This window comes from Tautonia rosea, assembly GCF_012958305.1.
In the GTDB taxonomy this organism is placed as follows: Bacteria; Planctomycetota; Planctomycetia; order Isosphaerales; family Isosphaeraceae; genus Tautonia; species Tautonia rosea.
This window is the reverse complement of the sequence record NZ_JABBYO010000001.1, coordinates 25,068-45,582: the sequence shown is the minus strand read 5'-3', so window position 1 is coordinate 45,582 and position 20,515 is coordinate 25,068. Positions and strand designations below refer to the sequence as shown.

The 20,515-nt window shown below is 60.9% G+C and carries 12 protein-coding genes and 1 pseudogene; 2 read left to right on the top strand and 11 right to left on the bottom strand.

Features of this window, described 5'->3' with window-relative positions; genetic code table 11:
* Nucleotides 1-5 precede the first annotated feature (5 nt).
* The 10 genes and pseudogenes from HG800_RS00185 to HG800_RS00140 form a co-directional block, all read right to left on the bottom strand.
* A complete protein-coding gene (locus tag HG800_RS00185) occupies nt 6-302 on the bottom strand; it encodes a hypothetical protein (RefSeq protein ID WP_169972616.1) in 297 nt (98 codons plus the stop codon).
* Nucleotides 299-2,785, bottom strand: coding sequence for a glycosyltransferase (locus tag HG800_RS00180; protein WP_169972615.1), 2,487 nt, complete (start codon nt 2,783-2,785; stop codon nt 299-301). Before HG800_RS00180 ends, HG800_RS00185 begins: the two co-directional genes overlap by 4 nt.
* A complete protein-coding gene (locus HG800_RS00175) occupies nt 2,785-5,262 on the bottom strand; it encodes a glycosyltransferase (protein ID WP_169972614.1) in 2,478 nt (825 codons plus the stop codon). The genes HG800_RS00180 and HG800_RS00175 overlap by 1 nt, the downstream gene beginning before the upstream one ends.
* Nucleotides 5,263-5,328: 66 nt before the next feature.
* Nucleotides 5,329-5,979: pseudogene (locus HG800_RS00170) on the bottom strand (ABC transporter ATP-binding protein); the annotation flags it as partial.
* 187 nt (nt 5,980-6,166) lie between these two features.
* Nucleotides 6,167-7,042: an ABC transporter permease gene (locus HG800_RS00165; RefSeq protein WP_169972612.1), complete on the bottom strand. Its 876-nt coding sequence runs from the start codon at nt 7,040-7,042 to the stop codon at nt 6,167-6,169.
* Nucleotides 7,043-7,193: 151 nt separating this feature from the next.
* On the bottom strand, nt 7,194-8,528 hold the full coding sequence (locus HG800_RS00160) for a hypothetical protein (protein ID WP_169972611.1): 1,335 nt from the start codon (nt 8,526-8,528) through the stop codon (nt 7,194-7,196).
* 263 nt (nt 8,529-8,791) lie between these two features.
* The gene (locus tag HG800_RS00155) at nt 8,792-10,246 is read right to left on the bottom strand and encodes a DUF1501 domain-containing protein (protein ID WP_169972610.1); all 1,455 of its coding nucleotides are present in this window, start codon (nt 10,244-10,246) and stop codon (nt 8,792-8,794) included.
* A gap of 34 nt (nt 10,247-10,280) precedes the next feature.
* Entirely contained in the window at nt 10,281-13,385 is a 3,105-nt protein-coding gene (locus tag HG800_RS00150; RefSeq protein ID WP_169972609.1) for a DUF1553 domain-containing protein, read from the bottom strand.
* Between the two features lie 12 nt (nt 13,386-13,397).
* Nucleotides 13,398-14,153 carry a GntR family transcriptional regulator gene (locus HG800_RS00145; RefSeq protein ID WP_315851940.1) on the bottom strand — a complete coding sequence of 252 codons (756 nt, stop codon included), beginning with the start codon at nt 14,151-14,153 and terminating at the stop codon, nt 13,398-13,400.
* A gap of 257 nt (nt 14,154-14,410) precedes the next feature.
* The gene (locus HG800_RS00140; RefSeq protein ID WP_169972608.1) at nt 14,411-15,910 is read right to left on the bottom strand and encodes a glycosyltransferase; all 1,500 of its coding nucleotides are present in this window, start codon (nt 15,908-15,910) and stop codon (nt 14,411-14,413) included.
* A 214-nt stretch (nt 15,911-16,124) separates the two neighbouring features.
* Between HG800_RS00140 and HG800_RS00135 the strand changes: the two genes are divergently transcribed.
* Entirely contained in the window at nt 16,125-18,587 is a 2,463-nt protein-coding gene (locus HG800_RS00135) for a hypothetical protein (RefSeq protein ID WP_169972607.1), read from the top strand.
* Nucleotides 18,568-18,882: a hypothetical protein gene (locus HG800_RS00130; protein WP_169972606.1), complete on the top strand. Its 315-nt coding sequence runs from the start codon at nt 18,568-18,570 to the stop codon at nt 18,880-18,882. The genes HG800_RS00135 and HG800_RS00130 overlap by 20 nt, the downstream gene beginning before the upstream one ends.
* 77 nt (nt 18,883-18,959) lie before the next feature.
* On the opposite strand, the gene HG800_RS00125 is transcribed toward HG800_RS00130, so the two are convergent.
* Entirely contained in the window at nt 18,960-20,408 is a 1,449-nt protein-coding gene (locus HG800_RS00125; RefSeq protein ID WP_169972605.1) for a serine/threonine-protein kinase, read from the bottom strand.
* Nucleotides 20,409-20,515: the final 107 nt, after the last annotated feature.

Sequence of the window (20,515 nt, the reverse complement as noted above, 5' to 3'; positions counted from 1 at the left end):
AGCGTTCAACGACCCTCCGATGCCGATTCGAAGAGGCTGGCCTCGCGATCGCGGGCCAGCTCAAGTCGAAGCTCTTCGACCTGCATCTCCAGCCGAGCAATCTCTCGAATACAGCTGTTCAAGGCGATGTTCATTTCATGGTGCGAGACGTTGGTCAGGTGCAAATGGTGGGCAATGGGATCGCGGACACATTCGCCAAGCATACGCTCCAGCTTCTGATCAAATTTGCGGACGATCGGGCGACGAACTCCTGCAGTCCAGCCCCAGACCTTGGACGCAAGTGATTTCAAAAAGCGTTTCATCCGTCATGGACTCCTGAGACGTGGGTGTGCTCGTGAGTATGGATCGATGAGGCGGACGCCTCGGCGCATTGGGCCGCGAGTTCAGAATAGGCCCGAGCGGCGATCGACCAGTCGTGGCGGGTCTGGACGTAGGTCAGCGCTGCCTCACCAATCGTCCGGCGTGCCGAGGGGTTGGTCGCGAGTTCGCACATGCGATCGGCGAGGCCGTCGATGCTGTCCTGATCGGGATTCCAGGAGACGACCGTCTCGGGAGGATAGTCGCGGAAGCTAGCGACATCAGTGACGATGGTGGCAATGCCTGACCTGAGAAAGTCGAGCAAGGAGGCCGAGGTTTCGCCGTAGGTAGGCGGGCGTCGCAGGCCGAGCCCGACATCGACGGCTCCTACGAGCCGCTCGTAATCCGCCTTCAACGCCGGTCCCAGAAACAAGACCCGATCGGTTAGGCCCTCGGCCTGGACACGTGCGCTGGCCCGCCCCTGTTCCCAGTCCTTGCCCACAAACAGAAGGAGAGCTCGACCCACCTGGTGACGGATGTGTGCAAAGGCTTGAATCGCTTCCTCATACATCTTCATGGATGTCAGATTGCCGAAACATCCGAAGACGATGGCATCGGTCGGGATCCCAAAACGCTGTCGTGTGGCAGTAATCTGGGCCTGAGTTTGCCGGTTTAGCGATGCACCCATGGGGATGACCACGGTGCGGTCCACGAATTCGGGCATCGTCTGCCGTACAAGATCACGACAGTAAGGTGAGTGGACGACCACGAATCGTGATCGTTCGAAGATCTCCCGGTTCATGGCGATCCCACGCCGCATGGCCGCGGCCTGTACCCCTCCAGGTTCGGTCTGCCAGGTTTCCGGGTTTTCCTCGGGGCCAATCAGTCCGGCGGTACATTCCTGAGCGACGATCCGGTCGAAGTGCCCCGAAGCGACATCGGGTTGATTGGCGTACCAGAAGTGGAAGCCGGCGAGATGGAAGTCGTGCAGAACGGTGATCCCGGGACGCTCGCGCAAGCACTCGTACACAAATCGGTGATACCAGGAATTTCCCATCTGATAAATGATTGCCTGGGGAGGGAGCACAGCGAGCCGACGGGCGAATGTGGCACGATCGAAGCAGCGGAACCGGCGATCGGAAAGACCCAATTCAGGCACATAATCGCCATCGTGATAGAGGTCAACACTTGCATGATGATGAAGAGCAAGGGCTAACCGCTGGGCATAGTCGGCGATCCCCGTTGCCTTGGGAGGGAAAGGGGACACCATGGCGACACGCGGTCGAGGAGTCCTGAGGCGGAAGTGCGGACGGGGAAGCTTTGCGTCCAGGCAATCGACGATGGCCGCTCGTGCTACTGATCCCTGCGAGGCTCGACACAGCGTCGCTGCCCGACGGATCGCAGACTCAGCGAGCGTCAAGGCATACGGACGATCGTTAATCAGCCTGGTGATGGCTCGGGCAATCGCTTCCGAGTCGGACGGATCGACAAGGATGCCCGAGTCACCAACGAGATCGGTCTGAGAGGAGTTCCGCCCAGCGATGACCGGGGCCCCACTCCGCATGGCTTCGAGGATGGGCAGTCCCAACCCTTCGTAGTGCGATGGGAAGACAAAGGCTACGCAACCACGGTAGAGTGCTTCGAGCGTGGCATCATCGACTTCGCTCGGGATGATCAGGCGATCGTCGATTCTTCGTTCTCTCGCATAGGCGTTGATTTTGGATCGGTAGGCGGGATCGTAGGCTCCCGCGACGACCAGAGTGTGGCCGGATCGGATCGCCGGATCGAGCATGGCGAACGCATCGAGCGCTGCCCAGACGTTCTTCCGATCATCGCGTCCGCCGAGATGGAAGAGGAACGGGGTCGATAGCCCGAGACGGGCGAGGGTTTCGGGGTCGCGATGGTTGGCGGAGTCAGGTCCGAAACGTGGGTCGACCGTCAAGGGGAGGGTAACGACCCGATCGGCCCTGATGCCGAGCCGGTGCTCGGCATCGCGACGGGTGGAGTCAGAGATGGCGAGAAGGCAATCGTAGCGTCGAAGGGTGTCAAGGCGTTGGAAATATCGTCGCCGGACGCCTGGGTCACTAAGGTAAGTTTCAGGAAAGAGCAAGGGAATGAGATCGTAGAGGACCGCGATGATTGGCAATCCCCCCGGGGTTCGTGGTGGAGGTTCGAAGCCGGGTCCAAGCTCAAACGGATTGAGCAACAACAGCCCATCGAGTCGGTCGGGGTTCTGAGTCGCGATGGTCTGCCATCGCCCTCGAATCGTATCGTCGTTTTCAATTGTGCCCACGGAGACGATTCGAACCCTGGGACCCGTGAGTTCAGGGACCCGGTCAAAGGGCAACTCTGAGTAGGAATACAGTACCCACTCGTCAGCCTGCGCGTGCTTGGCCATCGAGTGGAGCAAGGCCGCGGCGTAACGACCAACCCCGCGCTCTCGGCTTCCTTCGGATTGAAGTGGGAGAAGGTCGATTCCAAGACGCATCAGGCCACCCCTCTCCGGATCATCGTCGTCCGATCGGTCTGTCGAACGGGGAAGCAGAGCTGTCGATACTGTTCAAGAAGCTGTGCCCACGAATGCGTTCGGGAAACGTAATCGTATGCCGATTGACCTCTTTTCAGCCGCTCGTTCGGGTCGAGGACGAGGGATCGAAGAACAGCCCCAAGCTGGGCGACTCCGGAATGCTCACTCGTCCAGGAAATCTTGCGAACGACCGAGTCGGGAAACTCGGCAAAGGTGCCTACATCGCAGACAATGGTCGGAATTCCTCGTCGAAGCAGGTCGAGCAAGGCGGCGGATGACTCGCCATTGGTCGGTGGGCGTCTCAGGCTGAGGCCGATATCAAAGGCATCGATCGTTCGTTCGAAGTCCTCATCTGAGAGATGGCCGAGAACACGGACGCGATGGCGAATGCCCAGCCGATCGGCCTCGCGGCGTGCCTCCCCGTTACCCAGATCCCGACCGAGAAACACAAGAACGGCGTGAGGGAGATCGACCAGCGCCCTGGCAAAGGCCTGGACCGTTTCCCGATTCAGCTTGGTCGGATGAAGAATGCCGACCGCACCAATGACGATATTGTGATCGTCAATTCCAAGCACTCGACGCGCGTTCTGCTTCCGGTTTGTGTCGATGGGGTCGGGGTCGCAGCCGATCGGTGCGACATGAACCTTCGTTGAGAGCCAGGGAAACGCCTCGGCGATCTGGTCGCGGCTGTGCTTTGAGTGCACAAGGATCGAGGTGGCTCGCTCCAGGATCCGGCGATTCATGGCCACACCTCGGCGGACCATCTGGTCCTGGATGTCCCAGGTCCCAGGTACCCAGCCGGCGACCATGGTGGTAAGCGCGGAATCGTGAGCGTGCCCGGAATAGCTGAGTTCCTCGACGAGGTGCGCATTCATGCGTCCCGTCATCAAGCCGTAGCTTGCATGAAACCCCGAAAGTGCCTGGTCGTGCAAAACAACGATGCCAGGGTGCTTCAGAAATGGCTCATACAGGTATGTGTGAAACGAGGAATTTCCAAACTGATAAATGGTTGCGTCGTACTGGACCAGTTTCCGACGGCGGTCGAACAACGAGGCGTCGAACATCGCATAGCGACTGGAGACGTCGCCCAGGGCGGGTCGCTCGTTTGGGTCGTGGTAGACGTCAATCAGCGTTTCATTGCGCAGTGAGTTGCAGATGCGTTCCGTATAGCGAGCGATTCCCGAGGGAATCGGAGGCAGCGGAGAGAACATGGCCAGGCGGGGAGGCGAAGACACGGTGACGTGCTTGCGGGATCCCCGGGGGATCACTTGCATTTGTGTCGCTGATTCAAGCGATTGAAGGGTCCGATCAGCCACCTCGGACCAGCGAAAGTGTTCGGAGCGAAGAAAACCTTGCTGCCCATACTGCTGACGGAGCGAGGGGTTTTCCAGCAAGCGGCGTATGTTCGCGGCCAGGTCGGAGGGTTCGGCGGCGTTGGCGAGCAGTCCGGCGTTACCCAGGACCTCAGGTTGCGAGGAGTTATTCGCAGCGATGACCGGGGCACCCAGTTGCATCGCTTCGAGAATCGGCAGGCCAAACCCTTCGTAGAGTGAGGGAAAGACAAAGGCAACACAGGAGCGATAAAGCGTGACTAAAGTCTCCTGATCCACCGCATTGGTGAGCACCAGTTGCTCGGAGATTCCGTTCGCTGCCGCGTGTTGACGAAGGTGTTGAACGTCGGATTCGGTCAGGGAGCAGGTCACGACCAGTTGCGTCTGGGAACGATGATGGGGTGGAAGCAGTCCGAACGCATCAATCAATCCTCGAAGATTCTTGCGCGGATCGTTGCTTCCCAGGCAAAACAGAAAGGGACGATTGATTCCCAGGCGATCGAGTACTGCAGAGTGCTGCGAGGGGTTTTGTGCGTCGAGGGGTACAGGCTCACTGGCCGTGCCGATGGTTTCAACCCGCCAGGGTGGTAAGCCGAGGAGTTGCAGCGTATCGATCCGAGAGGCTTCGGAGATGGCCAGGAGTCGATCGTAACGGGAGAGGCGTCGGAGATGACCGTAAAACCATCGGCCAACGTTTTCGTTGACCAGATAGGTTTCCTGGAATAGAAACGGGATCAAGTCATAAACAACCGCTGCAGTTTGCATGCTTCCAACAGGCCGATGCGGAAGCCCGAAGAATTCCCAGGTTTCGAAGGGACTGAGTAAGAGGAACCAGTCCAGTTTCCCGGCATCTTCGTTTAGCGAGCGCTCAATTGCATGCTGAAGGGTGTGTTCCCCCATCTGGTGGTCGCGGCGAACGTCTCGGAGGCGGGTACGGGGTGAGGTGGGAAGCGATTCTCGGGAAAGATCTTCGTAAGTGTAGAGCGTATACTCATGCTCATCATCACGTTCGAGCATGGCTTTCAGAAGACTTCTCGCGTAGCGGCCGATGCCTCGCCCGCGGCTATAGGGGGACTGGATGGCGAGCACGTCGACCCCGATCCGCACGATGACCTCCCTGCTGATGCGTCACGAGTTGGATGGGCAGACTTCCAGACAGCGCCCAGCGGATCATCAGGCCGCTTCGGCCGTGGCTCGATCAGGTTCCTGAGTGCTGGCCGCCCTGGTTTCGGTCGTACCGACATGGCGAATGTAAGAGTCGATGACCTCATCGATGGGACCGTCGGCCTTGAGGACGCCGTGGTCGAGCCAGATCCCTCGGGTACAGATCTTCGAGAGTGCATCCATATCGTGGGAGACAACGACCACAACGTTCGAGCGATCGATGACCTGCATGATGCGGTCTCTCGCTCGGTTGCGGAACGAGGCATCGCCAACGCTCAGCGTCTCGTCAAGCAGCAAGATATCGGGATCGACCTCGGTCGCCACGGCAAACGAGAGCCGCGCGAGCATGCCGCTTGAGTAATATTTCAAGGGCAGCGAGGTAAACTCGTGCAGTCCGGAAAAGTCCCAGATCCGATCGATTCGTGCCTTCATCTGCTTCCGATCAAATCCGAGCAGCGCACCGTTGAGATAAACATTCTCTTCGCCGGAGAGTTCGTAATTGAACCCGGCTCCCAACTCAATCAGGGGGGCGACCCGGCCATTGACCGCGATGCGACCGGAGGTGGGGGAATAAATCCCGGCGATCACGCGAAGCAGCGTGCTTTTTCCAGCACCATTGGCGCCGATGATGCCAAGTCGCTCGCCCCGGCGAATGGTTAGATCGACGCCGCTGATGGCCCAAAACGACGACTGATTGCTCACCTCGCGACGGAGGAAGAGATCCATGCATGCGCGTTTGAGCGAATAATATTTGTCGTTATAGGTGGTAAACCGCAGCGAGACGCGCTGCAATTGAATGACCGTCTCGGTACTCAACTCTGCCTCTCCTTGGCCTCCCGGCCTCGACTCAGAGCCGGAAGACCAGTTTGTCTTCGTACGACTTGAACGTGACATAGCCGATTCCCAGGGCAACCACCGCAATTCCGGCAGTCGAGAGGAAGAGCATCCAGGAGGGCCAGTGGCCTTCATAGATGGTGACATGGAACATGCGGATAAAGGGATATGCAGGATTGAGCCAGAATCGCCATGCGATCTCTTCAGGAAGGGCGCTGATGGGGTAGACGATCGGGGTTGCGAAGTACCATGCCTGAAGAATGACCGTGAGCAGATGGCCAAAATCTCGGTAGAACGTATTGACTGTGGCTGCGATCAGTCCGAGGCCCAGCGTGAAAACGGCGTACACGAAGATCGCGATCGGCACCATCAGGAGCGAGGGAGTAAAGCGGGCGCCGAGAGGGACCATGAGCAAGAACAAGGCCGTCATCGACAGGGTCAACATGGTTGTGTTGAGCACGAGTCGTGAGAGCGGGAGAATCAACTTAGGGATGTAGATTTTTCGGATCAATCCCTCGTTGGAGATGATACAGGTGGAGGACTCGCTGATCGTTCCCACGAGCAGGCCCCAGGGGACCATTCCCGAGAACAGGTAAAGCGCGTAGTCCGTTCCCCCTTTGCTGAACTGAAAGAGATGCGTGAAGACCACTGAGAGGGTGATCATCATCAAGATCGGATTCAAGAGCGTCCACAAGAATCCCAGCAATGATCGTTGATATCGTGTGCGAAGATCCTGGGCCACCAGGTTCGTGAGCACCGCCCGAAAGCGATAGAGTTCCTGGGCATCGCGGACAAGAGTCGTCAGCCCGTTCAGGCCAGGCAGCGTGTCACGCCCGGGTGGGAACACCTGCGGGATTGGCGTCGTCGGAGACGAAACCTGTGTGGCCATAACGGTTCACTTCCGTGTGAATGAATGCGGGATCGGATTCAGGTCCGATCGCGACCGGAGCGACCCGAGGGGACGGGCCTGACCATCAGATGTCGATCAAGGGTCGGCCTCCGTCCATGCGACTCGACCATCGATCCCTGCGGGTCGCGAATCATGATACGGTTTCGAGCGCCGTTGTGAAGTCCAAGTCAGGTCGTCGGACCGATCGAACGGCGACCATGCCCGAGGCCCAGACCGCCATCAGCGGCTCAACGGGGACATGGAACCGGGCCGAGACGATGGTCAGGGTGTGGAACGTGGCAATCAGAGCTGCTGCGAGCAACGTCGGAGCAAGCCGACGGCGGAGGTCCGGGCCGAGTCCAATCAGGCCGAAGACGGCGAGCACTGTCAGCCCAAGGTGTCCAGCGCGATAGACCAGGCTACGTGTCTTCGGATTGGTTTCATCCCAGAGAAGGAACGCCCGGAGTCGTTTCGCACAAAGGCTCGGGTACCGGAGCGGCTCGGCCCGCAGGTCGTCGAGTGCTCGGTGAAAGAGCCATCGAGAGCGGGCGGGTTCTGTGAGCCCCGCCAGGGTTTGCCGGTCGTCGCGGGTCAGGGCGATATCGTCGATATAGCCGGCCTCGTGGCGGGCTTCCCACAGGGCTCGGTTCCGATCGGCAAGGCCTGAACCGCTCTTGGCGAGGATTGGCTCAACCGAGGCTCGAACAACCTTGTCGGTTCCTTCGCTCAGTGAGCAGTTCCCTTGCCAGAAGGCGTAACCGAAGGTGCTCTTGACGGGCACAAACTCACCGTGAACGTGAGCGTTGCGGATGATCCAGGGAGTGACCGTTAGCAAGGCCACCAGAGCGACGGTCGTCAGAGGCACCATCGCGCGACGAAGACCCTGGCCCTGGACCGCCACCCAGGCAATGGCGGGCGTGATCAGTCCGAGAATCGGATCGCAGAGGACCAAGAGCCCGAGCACTCCCCCCAGAGCGAAGGCATCGAACCGTCGAGCCAGGCGTCCCAGTCGATACGAGGCGACAAAGGCCAGCGTCACCAGCGTGGCTGCAAGTCCAGCGACCTGAACATGAGTTGCCGAGTAGACAAGCGTGGGATGCACGGCTGTCACCAGGCCGGCGGCAATCGCCATTCGAGGCTGATCGGGGGCGACCTGCCAGGCGAGGGCCATCACCGCCAGCACCATCACTCCTCCCAGCGCAGCCTGGCCAAGCTGGAGGAGGAGGAGGGCTTCGGGCGTTTCCACGCCTCCCACGGCGAAGGCAGCCGCAACCAGGATCGGATAGAGCGGGGCTTGTTGCGAGGTTGGTCCCTCAACACCCAGAAAGCGAATCGAAAAACCCTGGCCTTCGAGCAAATTCGCGGCGATTTCTCCGTGCTCGTAAGTGCTGCGGGGAACCGTGTGACTCTGAAGCACGAAAATCGCCGCAACCCTTACCAAAACGCCAAGGGCGACGATGGCGATGATCCAGCGCGATTGAGGCATCGAGGCCGACTCCCCGGGCCACGATCGCGGGACTCTCCGTCGACCCACTTCCCTGGCCCGGGGCACTTTGTCACCGATCACTCGGTCGGTCAAGGCGGGTTCGGCATTCGAACGGAACGCCGGGGCCAGAACCATGGCGAGTCAACGGGCGAGACGCTCGGAAGCGTCCCGCTCGAAGTCGTGGAGACTCGAAACATCGCCGGACCATCTCCCCAAAGGAAGACACGGGTCGGGAAAACCGGCCGTGCCCGAGGGGGGTTGGGTTACGCGATCAGCTCGGGAATCACTCGGGCCGGCTCGACTCCGGTGAGGCGCTGATCAAGCCCCTGATAGCGATAGGTGAAGCGTTCGTGATCGAAGCCCATGAGCTTCAGGACGGTGGCGTGGAAGTCTCGGATGTGGACAGGGTTCTCAACAATGTTGTAGGAGAAGTCGTCGGTTTCTCCATAGATGGCCCCGCCTCGGGCACCTCCGCCAGCCATCCACATGGTGAAGCAACGGGGGTGGTGGTCTCGACCGTAATTCTCTCGGGTCAAGTTGCCCTGGCAGTAGATGGTCCGGCCGAACTCGCCTCCCCAAATGACCAGCGTTTCGTCAAGCAAGCCACGAGACTTGAGGTCCTGAATCAGGCCCCAGCAGGGTTGATCGACGTCCTTGCACTGGTCGGGTAAGCGGCCTGAGACATTGGCGTGCGTGTCCCAGTTGTTGTGATATATCTGCACGAAGCGGACGCCCCGCTCGACCATCCGACGGGCCAGCAGTGCGGTGTTGGCGAAGGTGCCAGGGTTTGAAACATCAGGACCGTAGAGCTCCAGCGTTGCTTCCGACTCCGTCGCCAGATCGGTCAGCTCAGGGACACTCGACTGCATCCGGAAGGCCAGCTCGTATTGCTGAATCCGGGTGTTGATTTCCGGGTCGCCAAGCTGAGCGTAGGTCCGTTCGTTCAGTGCGTTCAAGCCGTCGAGCGTAGTTCGCCGGACGGCTGCAGAAACGCCATCGGGATTGTTGATATAAAGAATCGGGTCTCCCGCCGTCCGGAACGAGACCCCCGCGTGTTCGCCTGGTAGGTAACCGGACGACCAGAGTCGGGCCGAGATGGCCTGGATCTGCTCGGTGTTCGATGGCCGGGCGACCAGAACCACGAAGGTCGGCAAGTCTTCGTTGTCCGAGCCCAACCCGTAGGATGCCCAGGAGCCGAGGCAAGGGCGGCCGGTGACCATGTTGCCGGTCTGCATGTAGCTGATGGCCGGTTCGTGATTAATCGCCTCGGTATGCATGCTCCGCATGAAGCAAAGGTCATCGACCATCTTGGCCGTGTGCGGCAACAGTTCCGAGACCCACATGCCGCTCTCGCCGTGCTGAGCAAAGGCATATTTCGACGGCGCGATGGGGAAACGGGCCTGGCCGCTTGTCATCGTCGTGAGCCGCTGGCCCATTCGGATCGACTCGGGGAGATCGGTATCGAACAGATCTCCCATGGCTGGCTTGTAGTCGAACAGGTCCATCTGGGATGGGCCGCCGACCATGTGCAGATAAATAATATGCTTGGCCTTTGGCGCAAAGTGCGGCCCAATGGGCAAGCCCTGCGTGTCGGCACCGGCCGACGCCGATCGGCCTCCGAGCAACGTCGCCAGCGCGGCCATGCCAACCGCATTAGCCCCCTGACCGAAGAAGTGGCGTCGTGTCTGGTTCTGGACGAATTCATGAAGCGGATTCATGGTCGTTCCTTAATCGAGTGAAGAGGTCGGGGAATCACTTGTTCAACACCTCGTCCAGATTCATCAACTGATTTGCAAGCATTGTCCAAGCGGCCAGAGTGGCCGGATCAAGCTCGCTGTTGGCAGGTGAGGCCCCCAGAGCGATCAGCGCTGAGGCATCGTCTGGGTGCCCTTGATAGTGGGCGAGCAGGTCGCCGAGCGATTCGCGGACAATCTCCAGCTCCTCCGAATCCAACGGCCGAGCGACCAGCCGGAGCGCCATTGCCTGAACACGATCGTCGTCCGATTCGCAGGTCGAGGTCAGCGTGCGTTCGGCCAGGTGTCGGGCCGCCTCGACGTATTGCACGTCGTTCAGGGTGGCGAGTGCCTGCAACGGCGTGTTGGTCCGCTCGCGCTGCACGGTGCAGTACTCGCGGCTCGGAGCGTTGAGGACCTCCATCGAGGCTGGCGGCGCGGCTCGCTTCCAGAAGGTGTAAAGGCTACGGCGATAGAGGCCGTTCCCCGCGTCTTCCTCATAAAAACGCGTGTTGCTGCCGGGCATGGCAACGGCTTCCCAGACTCCATCGGGCTGGTACGGCTTGACGCTCGGGCCTCCGATGGTGTCGGCCAGCAGACCGCTGACAGAGAGGGCGGAATCACGGATCATCTCGGCATCCATTCGGAACCGAGGACCACGAGAGATCAGGCGATTTTGCGGATCACGCTCCAGGGCTTCGGGAGAGACGGCGGCCGATTGCCGGTAGGCGGCCGAGGTGACCATCACGCGGTACAGATGCTTGAGATCCCAGCCCGAGTCGCGAAACTCGACGGCCAGCCAGTCGAGCAGCTCAGGGTGGCTTGGGAGTTGTCCGCTGATGCCGAAATCACCCGCCGTGGCGACCAGGCCGGTCCCAAACAGTTCTTGCCAGGCACGATTGACCGTAACTCGGGCGGTTAACGGATGATCGTCTCGAAATAGCCATCGAGCGAAACCAAGTCGGTTTCGGGGTGCTCCCTCGTCCATCGGCGGCAGGATGGCCGGCGTTCCAGCCGAGACTTCCTCCCGACGCTGATCATATTCACCCCGGTGCAGCACGAAGGCCGTGGCCGGCTGATCGCGTTCGATGGTGACATGAGCAATCGTCCCTCGGGCCTTGATCTCGGCCTCCTCGGCCTCCAGTGCAGCCAGGGTGGATTGCAAGTCGCGATTCGTTTCATCGATGTGGGCGAGCCACCAGGAGAAGGCGGCGTTGACCTCCTCCTCCGGTCGCGACTCGGCGTTGGTGCCGACGAGCCGAAGCGTGCGATCTCCGCCCGCAAGGGCGGCAACTTCCGTGGTGGCCAGTGATCGGTTGAAGATTCGAACATCCCGGATCATTGCACCCTCAAGCCGACTCGACCCATTCCGCTGGCCGATCTTGAAGGGAACCTCGGACCGAATCGTTTCCTTGAGCTGATCGGTGGCCACATCGACCCCCTGGGGCTGGCCGTCGATGGCAATCGAGACACCAGAGGCCTTGCCCGAGCCGTCGTAAGAAACGCTCACATGAGTCCATCGGTTGCGCTCGATCTCGGACTTCGAAACCACCTTCAACGCATCACTCGGCCAGGCGTGGACCAGGTGTGCACCGACCCGGTTCCCCTCGATCCAGAGATCCCAGCCACGGTGTTCATTCGCCTCGTCCATGCGGGCGACCACCGCGCCGGTCATCCCGCGGCGAGGCAGCTTGACCCAGGCCGATACGGCAAAAGGTTCGCTTGTGTCGAAATCACCAACCCCGGCAATCTCCAGTGCGCCTCCCGGGCCGGGCTGAACTCCCTCGCCAAGCTGAGCGAGCAGGGTCTGTCCCTCGGAGGGAATGCCCGACGCGACACGCTCGGCGTTCGCCTCGGCAAGCCAACGGTCGAATGCGGGCCGGGCCTCGATCTTGTGCGCTGCGCTGGCCTCTCGAGCTTCGGCCAGCACCCTCGAAAGCTCGTCCCAGCGCTGTCGGTCCCGGTCAGCCGGAACGGGAATGATGGGAGGCGTATCGCGAATGTTCCCGTCCATCGCCCCCTGGGTCGTGTTGTTGAAAAATGCGGCCAACTGGTAAAATTCGCGCTGGCTCAATGGATCATATTTGTGATCGTGGCACGTTGCGCAGCCGGCAGTCAGGCCGAGGAAGACGGTGGCGACCGTTTCTGTTCGGTCCCGGGTGTAGCCAACGAGGTTTTCTTCGGGAATCGTGCCGCCTTCGTTGGTGGTGATATTGCAGCGGTTGAAGCCGGTGGCGATCAGTTGGTCAAGGTTGCGATCGGGCAACAGGTCGCCGGCAAGTTGCTCTAAAGTGAACTGGTCAAACGGCATGTTTTGATTGAACGCCTTGATCACCCAGTCACGATACGACCACATCGTCCGCTCGTTGTCGAAGTGCAAGCCGTGAGTATCGGCGTATCGGGCGGCATCGAGCCAGAATCGAGCGCGATGTTCCCCCCATTGGGGTGAGGCGAGCAGGCGATCGATGTAGGTCTCATAGGCCTCGGGAGATGGGTCGTTGACGAAGGCTTCGACCAGTTCGGGGTCAGGAGGGAGGCCGGTCAGGTCGAGGCTCGCGCGTCGGGCAAGGGTCCGGCGGTCGGCCTCGGGCATGGGCGAGAGTCCGGCCTGGTCGAGCCCTTGAAGAATGAACGCGTCGATTTCGTTCCGAATCCAGGACGGGTCGGAAACTTCGGGTTGATCGGGCCGCTCAGGAGCGATGAAGGACCAGTGCGGCTCGTACTCGGCTCCTGCCTCAACCCAGCGACGGAGTGTCGCTTTCTGCTCATCCGTCAGAGTCTTGTGTGAGGAGGGAGGGGGCATGATCTCGAAGTCATCGTCCGACTCGACCCGGTAGATCAGCTCGCTCAGCTCGGGATCACCGGGGGTGAGGGAACCGGCTTCGATGGCGGCCTCGCGCTGGTCGAGCCGTAGATCCGCCTTCCGGGCGGCGCTGTCCGGTCCGTGGCAGGCGAAGCAGTTCTCCATGAGAATCGGCCGGATGTCGCGATTGTACCTCGGAACCTCGTCGGCCTGCGCGGCCGAGGAGCATGCGACGAGGAACCCGACCCACAGGGCGGAAGCGCGTCCTCGAAACGAAGACCAGGGGGTGGGGTCACCATGATCAGAGCGGCGATGGCTCATGCGAGTTCTCCCTCAGTCCGAAGACAAGCGGGCCGATCGAGGATGGTTCGATTGAGACAATGGAGATGATTGCGGAAGGGCTCGGCTCCAGTATCTGACACCCGACCGGATGTGCTGGCTCATGGCCCGCACGGCCCCGATGCGGTTGCCGATGAGCAAGGCATCGACGATTGCCAGATGCTCGTGCGCTTCCAGTTCCAGCCGCCGGTAATCATTCCGCGATTGATCGCGGGCCCAGCCGGCATCACGAAAGGCGCGAAAGAGAAGAGTCAGGCGTTCCAGCTCTTGAGCGAGGAAGGCGTTGCCGCACGAACCGGCGATCAGGTCGTGCAGGCGGCTGTCCAGTTCTCGGGCGCGAAGGACGAACCGAGGACGATCGGCTGACCGCACCCCGACCATCGCTTCGAGTTCTTTTCTCAACCGCGTGAGTTCATCCGGGTCGATGCGACCACAGGCACTTCGGACGGCCTCGCATTCGAGCGCCCGGCGGACCTGGCAGATCTCCCGGACCTCGGTTTCGGTAAACCGCCGAACGATTGCCCCTCGGTTCGGCAAGACATCCAGCACCCCCATGCCCGAGAGTGCAATCAAGGCTTCCCGAACCGGCGTATGACTGACGCCGAACCGATGTGCCAGTGTTTGGGTCACAAGGTGCTGGCCCGGCGCAACGCGGCCCCGGATCACGTCTTCAAGCAACGTCTCCACGATTGTCTGGCGACGCAGGCCGTGATCACAGGTTATCGCTGCAGGTCGGGTCGGGCTCGTCACTGAGGTCGGTCCGAAGGCGGCGGGAGGAATCGACACCGATCACGCAATGGAGAAACAGTTGACAGGCGAGCCAACGGCACCTGTCAATCCGGGTGATCGGGTTCGTCGGCAGGATTAGGGGAGGGCATACGTGGCTCGCATCGAGAGCCGTTCATGACCCATTCACCTTAACGAAATCGGGATCGTCCTCGCAAGGATTTTTCCACAGAATCACCCGATGATTCTGTAGAATCACCCGATTGCAATGAGCAAAGGACTCAGGCCGACCAGGCGAAGGTCCGGTGGTGGGCCGACTCGGGAACGCGGGCGAGGGCATCGGCCAAGGCGGTGGCGGCGGCCTGTCGCGAGGCAAGCATACGCATTCTCCGACGCCCCGCCTCGGCCATCCGCCGGTAGCGGTCGGGATCACGGTCGGCGACCCGTGCCGCTTCGAGAAGTTGATCGTGCAGATCCTGCCAGTTCAGGCGATGCCAGAATGTTTCGTACCGAGGTTCGGGATCGTGCGGAATGAAGGTCGGCTCGGGAGCGCTCCGGACCACAAAGGCGACCTGATCGTCGATGTAATCCTCCATCGCCGTATGCCGAGGGGCCACCGCCGGCCGTCCCGCGGCGAGTGACTCCTGCAAGGGAAGGCATGCCCCCTCCGCCTTGCTCGCATTCAGGTAAAACGTGGTCGCCCGATTCAGCGAGGCAAGATCTTCGTCGCTCAGGTAGTCGGTAATTACAACCACCCGGCATGCGTGTGAAATGTTCAAATGCTGGTATCGAGCACGGAATTCCTTGAGCTCGAAGTACTCGCGATCGGGGTTGGTGGCGAGTTTGAGCACGAGGGTCGCATCGGGACGATTCTGAAACGCCACCAGGAAGGCGCTCAGCATGTCGTCAATATTTTTCCGACGGTCTCCCAGGTTGAAGATGCTTGTGAAGACCAGGCCGCTTAGGTGCAGCGGAGCCACCGGAGGCCGAACGATCCGCAGCGTGGGAGTCCGGCCGAGCAACCGGTTCTTGGTCTGGAAGAGTTTCTCGGCTGCCTCCTCGCTCAGGTAACGCATGATGTGCTGTTTGTAGAACGACCGTCCTCGCCGATAAACTCCGGCAGCGGCCCGATGCCAGGTCGGGCGTTCCGGGGCCGAATCGGGTGGGGTTTGGGAGTGCTCGGAAGCCGGATCAGAGGCAGAGGTATTGCTTCCCTGAAAGATGATGTGGCGGCATTGCAGGTCGACCGATCCGTCCGGGTCCCGATCGGGTACGGCGAAGGCTGACTCGGACAGTGGAACCGGCACAACCGCGACCGGTGGCCGGACTCCCGATCGCTGAAAGACCGAGGCGGTGAACCGGCATGCTGTGATGACCAGATCGGCCCGATCGAGGATCCGTTTCCAGTTCTGCCGAGTGTCGAACCCCATGTCGCGGTCGGGAAGCGAGGGAAACTCCCAGAAGGGAAAGGCGATGGTCGGCACGTCAGGCGTCAAGAAGGCATTGTGCGGCGGATGCAACGAAAGATGAATCGGTGTGAGCCCTTCGAGACGGGCCTGGGCTGCCTGATAGGAGAGGCTGCTCTCGGGCTGCTCGACCACCTGCCACGAACCGATCTGATCGAGCACCGGCGCGAGTGCTTTCAGCACAAAGGCATACGAATAATCGGCATTGCCCATAAACCGCTGCACGTCCTTCGCACAGGCGGTGGTACTGACGAGGATGTGGTAGGGGCCTCGACGGGTCTGAGACCGGGGGTCACTGCCGATCGCTGCGGTCATCTTCGTAAGCTCCTGCATCCTGCAACCGACAACGCCCGCTCCCTGGGATCGCTGTGTCAGCATAACGGAGCGAGCACGGACGTCAATGTCCGATGCCTCGGCGCCATTCGACCGTCGAACTCGCCTTGATCGATTGGGGAAAGTTTCCTAACGTCCATTCGACGCGTCCCAATGGATTGGCACCTTCGACGCTCCGAGCATGGAGGCTCGGTTGATGACGGCCCGGTTTGAATTCGTGGCCTTCGGGATAGCACTTGCCGCAGTGATCGCCGTTCCGCTGGGTCCGGCACTCATCGGCGATCGGGTGCTCAGTCCGTCCGATCTCGCCTATGTTCAGCGCACCTTCGATCGCGAGAAGGAGCCATCGGGTTTCGCCTTCGAGCCGTCAAACAGGCTCCTGACCGACCCGATGCTCCAGTTTGAACCCTGGATCACGTTCAACCGAGAGATCATCCGCTCGGGACGTCTACCGCTTTGGAACGATCGGGCCGGGTGCGGGGTTCCACATCTGGCAAACGGGCAGAGTGCGGTCTTCGACCCGATCGCCGCGATCGCCTACGTCGGTACCATGCCCGACGCCCTGGCATGGATCGCCGCGGCTCGGCTCTGGATCGCGGGCCTGGGCATGTATGTGCTTGCCCACATGTGGGGACTTGGCTTCTGGGGTCGATGGTTTGCCGGACTCGTCTATCCGCTCTGCGGATTCATGACCCTGTGGCTGCTTTATCCCCTTGCGAGTGTCGCCGCGTGGCTTCCCTGGTTGATCGTCTCGACCGAGTGGCTAATCCGACGCAGAGGGACGAGACCAATCGCCGCAGTCGCAGCCTCGGCATCTCTCGTCATTCTGGGCGGCCATATTCAGACAGGCGCCCATTGCTTCATGCTTTCGCTGCTTTACTTCCTGGTCCGAAGTGTTCCCGGCCGGGAGGGAAACGCGACGGCCCGATCCACCTGGAAGATGTCGATTGCATGGGGATCGGCGATGCTCCTCGGCATCACAACCGCCTCGGTCGCCATCCTCCCCCTTGGGTTCTACCTGGCTCGAAGCCCGGCCTGGGAGGACCGGACGCTGGAAAAGGGCTCTCCCTGGACCCTCGCGCAACCGAGGCTGCTCGAAGCGGCCACCACTGCGTTTCCGAACCTCTACGGCAATCAGCGACGAGGGCAGCCGAACCTGGCCCGAGCCTTGGGGTTGAACAACCAGAACGAAGCCGCGGGCGGATTCGCGGGTCTCGGCACCTTGATTTGGCTCGCTCCGGTCGGGAGCGTCCTCGGGCGCGGCCGGGTCCGGACGTTCCTGCTTGCAGCAGTGGGACTCGGAATTTGTGCCAGTTTTCGACTTCCGCCGATCGACAACCTGCTGCGAGCCTTGCCAGTGCTCGATGTAACCGATCACCGCAGAATGACCCTCTGGATCGCCTTTGGGCTCGTGGGCCTGGGAGCGATCGGACTCGATCGGCTCGCCGCTTGGAAACGATCGAAAATCTGGTGTATTTGGATTGGATTGTGGGTGATCGCGGCCGGAATGATCAGCCTGGGGGCAACCGCGCTTCCGCTTCTGGAACCTACGATCCGAGACCGCGCCATGACTCACTATGCCGAGGCCGCAGAGCAGTCGGCCGACCTCGGTCCGGACGATGCCCGCATCTTAAGCGAACGTCAGGTCCGAAACCTGATGGAGGGATATCGGTCGACGCTCTGGATGAGTGCTGCGCTGCTGGGTTCGCTGGCCGTGCTGGCCCTGACCAACATCGCTCAAGGAGGGCGAGCCGTCATCCTGGGAATCGTCCTGTTCGATCTCATCGCGTCAATGTGGGGAGCGAACCCGACCATCGCTCGAAACGACTTCCTGCCCGAAAGCCCGGTCATCGCCCATCTAAGACGCGAGGCCGCCCCGCCGAATCGGGTTCTGAGTGTTGGTATGGAGCTTCCGCCAAACATGCTGATGCGTTACGGGCTCGCCGATCTCCGGTGCTACGATGCCATCGAACTGGCCAGCATCAGCGATTGGCTCGCTCCGATGTACGAGTCGACAGAAGGCCGGGTCGAAGCACGCTCCAGTCGCCGCACGATCACCTGGGAAGGGGTCGCTCGGGCACGCGACCGTTTGCTTGCATGCCACGTGGTCGCGGTGGTCGGGGCTACCCCTCCACCTGAGGGGCTCTTTGACCGGGTCGTCGCGATCGGCCAGGTCTGGGTGGGTCATTGGAATCTCAAGAAGCCCAACGCTGAAATCATCGCCATGCAAGGTGGACGGATCACTGTCGATTGTTCCGACTCCATCGACCAAACACCACACATTCATGAGCAAGTGAATCCAGGAATCCAGATCCCAGTGGTTTATGTTCCCGGCTGGCGGGCCTGGTGTGCTGAGGGCGAACTGCAGGTCTTGCCGGGGACTGGTCCGTTCCTTGAAGTTTCGGTGCCGGACGGAGTGGATCGGATCGAACTGAAGTACGACCCGCCAGAGGTCCGGTGGGCGATCGGAGGATCGTTGCTGGGGTTGACGGGGATTGTGTTGCTGGCGGGCCCTTGGTCTGTGAAAAACCGGACAAACCTACTTGGACCCGCTCGGCGCTTGGCGTTAGAATCGATTCCGATGGTTACCGGGGACAGGTTGTCCGACTCGTCCCCTCAGGTCGAAGGGTACAACGCTGATGGTCCACTACACGTGTGATCTGTGCGGCAAGGATCTCTGCGCAGGCGAACCGCGCTTTGTCATCAAAATCGAAGCCTATCCCGGGCACGATCCTGACCAAATCACTGATGACGATCTCGACGACGATCACATGGAGGCCGTGGCCGAAGCCCTTCGGAACGAGGAATATCAGGCCTCGGACACCCACCAGGAACAAGGCTACAAGGGGTTTCGCTTCGATCTCTGCCCCTCTTGCCATCAAAAGTTCTTGAAAAACCCGCTCGGTCGTGACCTGATTCGCGCACTCGATTTGAGTGATTTCAGCGAAAACTGAACATAACATCATCCTTGACACGGGGAGGGACCTTGATCGGTCCTCCCCGCTTTCGCTCGGAGATGACCCCCGTCAAGTCAGCGGGCGATCATCAAGATGATGTTCGACACCAGCGAGAGCCCAAGCAGGATGGCGAGCACGGTGATGATATTGTTCCGAGCGTTGACGATGCCGGCCAGTTCCACTCGCTCGGAGTCCGTCATTGCAGAGCCGTGCTCGTCCTCGTAATAATCCTCGTCTTCGTCGGCGTCTCCCTCGGCCAGCTTGGCCAGGGTATCAGCCTTTTGCTCGGCGATGACCGGGCGTTTCCCTTCAATCAGAGCTTTCAGGTCGATCAGCACGTCGCCGGGATCGCGATAGCGGTTCTCCCGGTTACGGGCCATCATCGTCTCAACCACCTCGCCGAGGCCGCTGGAGAGGCGCGTGTTAAGGTGATCGGGTGGGGTTAGCGTGATCGACTTGTCGACGTGCTTCTTCATCACCTCGGTCGGGTCGTCGCCGGGAAACGGCGGGCGGCCCGTGACCATGTGGTAGAGCGTCGCGCCGAGGTTGTAGATATCGCTCCGGATATCGACATCCGTGGCCCCCCGCACCTGTTCAGGACTGATGTAATAGGGCGTGCCAATCGCCATCCCTGCCTCGGCCACGGCCTGCTTCTCATCGGCCGTCAGGCGAGCGAGCCCCAGGTCGGCAAGCTTCACGTTGCCGTCCTTGGTCAGAATAATGTTCTCCGGCTTGATGTCACGGTGGATCAACCCGCGCTCGTGGGCGTGCTTCATGGCCTCGGCCACGGCCAGGACAATCCGAAGCGCTTCGGGCTCGTCGTAAATGTGTCCACCCTCGATCACATCCTTGATCGTCGTGCCTTCGACGAACTCCATGACGAAGTAGTGGAGTCCGTTGACCTCCCCCGCATCTATAGCGTTGACGATGTTCGGATGGTTCAAGCGAGCGGCAATGGTCGCCTCGCGCTGGAATCGGTGGATAAATTCCTTGTTCCGGGCCAAGACATCGAGCAAGACCTTCACGGCCACCACGCGGTCAACGCTCGTTTGCTTGGCCTTGTAGACGATCCCCATCGACCCCTTACCCAGCTTTTCGAGAAGCTGGTAGCCGGGGATCTCATGCTTCTTCTGTGCCTCTCGTCCCAGGTCGCGAAGCAGGCGCTGCGCCTGGCTTGGAGTCAGAGCCTTGGCCGCCACCATGACTTCGAGCAGGCCCTTCCCCTCGGCCTGACCCGACTCAGCGAGCCGGGCGCGATGGGCTTTACACGTCTGAAGCTCTTGCTCCGTAACGAGGCCCCGCCGAATCACCGTTTGCTCCAGGTTCGCGTCCGAAAGGGCCGAGAGGCCGGCGCCCGACGACTTCGCGCCTGCCGGGGCCTGCCTCGGAAGGCTTGCTGCCCGAGCCACAGGCGGAGCGTCGGCGGTCGGCTTCGATTCACCGCTCGCCGAAGGAGCAGTGGTCGGCTTCGGCGCAGCGGCTTCGGGCGGGCTCGGAGTCTTTCCTTCGGCAGAGGTGCCCATAAGCGTCATTCCGTTGGCGAGGTCGATCGGTCGGTAAGGCGAAGCGCAGTGCGACGTGTTCGAACCGGAAAAGGCAACCGACCTGACCGATCGAAGTTCACGAGGAG